The organism is Mesorhizobium sp. M1399 (assembly GCF_040317735.1).
In the GTDB taxonomy this organism is placed as follows: Bacteria; Pseudomonadota; Alphaproteobacteria; order Rhizobiales; family Rhizobiaceae; genus Mesorhizobium.
The window spans coordinates 1-3,247 of sequence record NZ_JAMYKZ010000056.1 but is presented as its reverse complement, the minus strand read 5'-3'; the positions used below and the strand labels follow the sequence as shown (position 1 = coordinate 3,247).

At 61.2% G+C, this 3,247-nt stretch carries 4 pseudogenes; 2 read left to right on the top strand and 2 right to left on the bottom strand.

Annotation, left to right across the window (positions count from 1 at the left end):
* Positions 1–1,490 (bottom strand): annotated as a pseudogene (locus NKH05_RS32735) (hypothetical protein); the annotation flags it as partial.
* A gap of 285 nt (positions 1,491–1,775) precedes the next feature.
* On the opposite strand from NKH05_RS32735, the pseudogene NKH05_RS32730 reads away from it, so the two are divergent.
* Positions 1,776–1,862 (top strand): annotated as a pseudogene (locus NKH05_RS32730) (IS6 family transposase); the annotation flags it as partial.
* A 101-nt stretch (positions 1,863–1,963) separates the two neighbouring features.
* Here NKH05_RS32730 and NKH05_RS32725 read toward each other — a convergent pair.
* Positions 1,964–2,351 (bottom strand): annotated as a pseudogene (locus NKH05_RS32725) (transposase); the annotation flags it as partial.
* Between the two features lie 54 nt (positions 2,352–2,405).
* On the opposite strand from NKH05_RS32725, the pseudogene NKH05_RS32720 reads away from it, so the two are divergent.
* Positions 2,406–2,907, top strand: a pseudogene (locus tag NKH05_RS32720) (IS30 family transposase); the annotation flags it as partial.
* Positions 2,908–3,247 lie beyond the last annotated feature (340 nt).

Here is a 3,247-nt window from a genome sequence, read left to right as displayed (position 1 = left end):
CTTTCCGCAGGCCCCTGCCGTTCGCGGTCGGGCAGCTCATCCCACAACTGATCCTGATCGTAACCTTCCACTGGAGACTGGCCAGATTGCTGCGGTGGCTGCATTCCCCACGCAGCGTTCGCCTCAACGACTTGCTGGTACTTCCGAAGGTCGTTTAAACGGAGGTTCGACCTATATCCACAGACTACCGTAAATGCCCGAATATCATCCTTCAACCCTTGTGTCTGCTCCTGATTGCCGTTGACTCGGCTCGCTATGCTCGCCTTTCCCTGCCTTCTGAGCCAATCACTGAACCTGCGTCGACGGCTAGTGATCACCTGGATCCTCTCTTTCGACGTCGACTCAGGCCCAAGGCTGGCCAACTCCTGGTTGAGCAGGCCCTCGATGAGGCGAGCGTCGTCGGCATAAGGAATCGGGCGCGGCGTGCGACGACTTGGGTCGATTCCGGCGCGCCAATCCAGCAGGACCTCCACAGCGCTCTTCAAGGAGCTGTTGACACGTCGGTCGCCACGCTCGTTCACAAACTGCTCCGCACGGGCATTCAACGCACCAGGGTCATCAACGAGGCTGGCCACCGTCAGGTTCCTGGGCTGTTCCTGAAGCCAGACGCTGAACTTTCGCAGGGCGGATACCCAGTTCACGACGGTATTGGATTGAGCGACGTCAGGATTCCTTTCCCTGGCGTCGTGCATCACCTTCGTGACCTGGGAGATGAGGTGCTCGTCACCAGTGCTGCGGCGTCGGGGATGCGGAAGGTTCCCGGTGCGGACCTGCTGGACCGCCACCAATGCAGCGCTGACCAGGACGCCAGCCTCATGCGCAAAGGCGTTCGCGCGACCAGTCAACCCATTGGGGTCGTCAGGGTTGCCAGGAGCGTCAAGCAGGCCGGCCAGTGTCCGGCCCTCGGGCTGCGTCTGAAGCCATGCGCTGAATTTGCGCAGACTCGTTGCGTGTGGCCGGACAGTCTTAACGCCAAGGCCGGGGGCCCTGGCGATGAAATCAGTAATGATCGTCTCGTCCTCGTCGGGGATGATCGTCTGGTCCTCTGCGGCCGGGCGGCCGCGCTTGGCATAATCGGCGCGATACGTCGTCTTGACAACCTCCGGCTGGTGCATCCCGTCCTTCGACGACTGCTTGCCGCTGCTTGGAACGAAGGCCTTCTTCACTGCCTTCAGCAACGATCTCAATCCCCCGCTTTTTTTCGGCGGCGGGGTGATTGCCGGCTCCTCCGAGAAAGAGGAATAAGCCTCCGACGAGGCGGTCGAATGCCTGGACCGCGAGTGGCTCGAGGCTGCGTAAGAGGCGTCTATGCTGTGGCGCGCGCTGCTGATCTGGTTGTCCCGCAGGGAAGGCTGCCGCGGCATCCGCATCGAGCCACCCATGGACGTGCGCCGAATCGCACCACTGTCTGGATCAGCAGCGGAGCCGCCTAGGTTCAACTCGCTCAGCTGCCGCTCCAGGCCCTGTTGCTGCGCACGGTACTGCCGCATGTAATCGTCCGTTGTCCCCCCTATCCCTGTCAAACTCGCGACCCAAGGGTATACGTCGGCGTTGGGATCACTTTGTTCGGGAGCATCGTAGGGCCATGCCCGGCCAGTATCGTCCATAGCGGTCTCTCCGGTCGCGGATCAAGGAAGTGCTCTAGCGCCTATCGGTCGCGCCGCCGTCATGCGCAATTCATATTCAATCATTCGATCCGGACATGGTGATGCTTCCCAAAGGACTGGCGATGCCACGTTGACTGCCGGTCAGCTTTTGGATCATGGAACGACGGTATGATCGCTTCGCCCGTTAGCGCCAATCGCCACCGCTTCCCGCCGATGATCATTGCTCACGCGGTCTGGCTCTATTTCCGATTTCCAGACCAACCAGGGGTGCCGTAGGGCGTTGGTGCATGGGTCCGGACTTGAGGGGATGTCGATCTTTGAAGCGGCAGACTATGCCGTGGCCGCCTTGCGGCGGGCGATTTCGGGCGTGCGCAGGCAAGCATGCGGTTGAGGACGGCGCAGCCGATGGCGACTTCGGTCTGCTGAACTGGAAGCGACCGTGCCCGCAAACGCCGCCCGATGGTGGACTTGTATCGCCCTATGGCGGTCTCGACCAGCGAGCGTTTGTCCATAACCGTTGGAGACCTGCCATTTCATCCGGCCGTCTCTGCCGATTGCGGCGATATGCTGGTCCCTTTGGCCGGCAGGTCTATCGTCGAATGGTTCGACCGCGTTGACACGAGGCGGAATGACGATTGCGGCGGCAGCGCTGTGATCGATGACTGCGTCGTAAGTCGGTTTTCCGTCATAGGCGCCGTCAGCAGTAAACTGTCCGATCGGACCGCCAATCTGGTCGAGTAGTGGCCTGCTGGATTCGCTCAAGAAGGCTCTGACCGAGCGGGCGGGACTGTCAGGAATTCCGTGTGCGGGCGTCCCGCAGAGGCGGAGGATCGTGCCATCCAGGCCATTGGGAGGGTGATCTGCTCACCGGAGCGAACGACACAAACATCGTCACCCTCGTCGAGCGACACAGCCGGTTCACGATGCTTGTGAAGTTGGCGAGAAGGGACTCGGCGACCGTCGTGGCGGCCCTCGCCGAGAAGATCGGCACTTTGCCCCAAGAGCTGCGGCGCTCGTTGACATGGGACCAGGCCAAAGAGATGGCTCGTCATAAGAGCTTCACCGTCGCAACCGATCTACAGGTCTACTTCTGCGACCCGCGCAGTCCCTGGCAACGCGGCAGCAACGAAAATACCAACGGTCTGCTCAGGCAGTACTTCCCGAGAACAACCAACTTCTCGCAGGTCTCGCAGGCCCAACTCGACGGCGTCGCCCTGCGGCTCAATCAGCGCCCCCGAAAAATCCTGGACTTCGAAACGCCGGCCGATAGGCTACAGAAGGTGTTGCAGTGACCGGTTGAACCCACCGCGCGATTTCGGACATATTCTGCTCAATTTCGTCTGCACCTCGGCAAGGCCGGCTAGCTGGCGATGGGCGGCCAGATCGTCGACGCAACGATCGTGGCGGCGCCGAAGCAGCGTAACACCGACGCCGAGAAGCCGACATCAAGGCGGGCAAGGAGTTCGCGGAGCGGGTCCAATTCAAAGAACCAGCTCGATGCCGGCGAGGATGATCCTTGTCGCTTGGTCCGGCAACGGTAAGCGCGAATTTCCCCGCACCTTTTGCTGTTGAGTGCTCTGATGCATGAGAAGCTATGCGGGGGAGCGGCGAGGTGGCACCATCGTCGTACGATCAACCCG